A 562-nucleotide genomic window follows, 5' to 3' on the forward strand; every position below is an offset into this window, starting at 1 on the left:
AAAAGCCGTGTCTTAAAGGACGCGGCTTTTTTTTATTCTATCTTTTAGACGCCACAGCCGCTTTAATCAATTCCTCTACAGTCTTTATCTATCTACAAAAGGATATTAAACCTGTAGAAATCTCTTTTCTTCCTGTAACCCATGCCCCCAAAATAAGTTGCGTATCTCCAAAAACACGCGCCCTGCCACCAATAATTGCCTTTCCATAAGCACGTACATTACCGTAAACCTTCGCAAACCCATTAACACACGCCTCATCACAAATTATTGCATTTTCAAAAACCTTCGCATGCCCCCAAACCATAGCAGCATTATAAACCTTGGCATCATCACCAACCCAGCAATTGCCATCATGTGATAAGTTGTATTCACTTTCAATAAAGCCCCCTAAATCTCCTTTTTTAACACTTCCAAAACTTCTTAAAGCTTTAATGCGATAAAGTGTTCTAACTATACCATAGAGATGGTCTTTAACTTCTGTAGTTTCATTAGTAAGTTCATATTTTTTGGATACAGTTTTAGTGGTCATAGGTAGCTCCCTAATCTAATATTCAAACAAATT

At 37.4% G+C, this 562-nt stretch carries 1 protein-coding gene; it reads right to left on the bottom strand.

Annotated elements, in window-relative coordinates:
- Positions 1-88: 88 nt before the first annotated feature.
- Positions 89-529: a hypothetical protein gene (locus tag ACFINY_RS09945; protein ID WP_375638631.1), complete on the bottom strand. Its 441-nt coding sequence runs from the start codon at positions 527-529 to the stop codon at positions 89-91.
- Between the last annotated feature and the right edge of the window lie 33 nt (positions 530-562).

The organism is Bartonella sp. AA23NXGY (assembly GCF_042197165.1).
Lineage (GTDB): Bacteria > Pseudomonadota > Alphaproteobacteria > Rhizobiales > Rhizobiaceae > Bartonella.